Origin of the sequence: Streptosporangium amethystogenes, assembly GCF_000721075.1 — a bacterium.
Taxonomy (GTDB): domain Bacteria; phylum Actinomycetota; class Actinomycetes; order Streptosporangiales; family Streptosporangiaceae; genus Streptosporangium; species Streptosporangium amethystogenes.
Genome location: NZ_JOEQ01000171.1, coordinates 1 through 356 on the forward strand (window position 1 = coordinate 1; position 356 = coordinate 356).

A 356-nucleotide genomic window follows, 5' to 3' on the forward strand; every position below is an offset into this window, starting at 1 on the left:
GATCTGGCGGCGTACGGTCATCAGGATCTGCCGTTCGAGCGGTTGGTGGAGATCGTCGCTCCGGCTCGTTCGATGGCCCGCCACCCCCTCTTCCAGGTGATGCTCGCCTTCCAGAACAACCCCGTCCCGGCCCTCCAGCTCGACGAGCTGTCCATCTCCGTCGAACCGTTCACCCCGGACACCGCCAAGTTCGACCTCCAGCTCACCCTTGCCGAGCGTCCCGGCGGCGGCCTCGAAGGCGGTCTGGAGTTCAGTCTCGATCTGTTCGATCGGGTGACGGTCGAGGACATGGTGGTGCGGTTCGGGCGGTTGCTGGAGTCGGTGGTCGCTGATCCGGATGTGCGGTTGAGCGAGAT

At 65.2% G+C, this 356-nt stretch carries 1 protein-coding gene; it reads left to right on the top strand.

What is annotated here, in order from left to right:
* Window positions 1-356: condensation domain-containing protein (locus IG98_RS46305; protein WP_037973101.1), on the top strand; the 356-nt coding region annotated here is incomplete at both ends.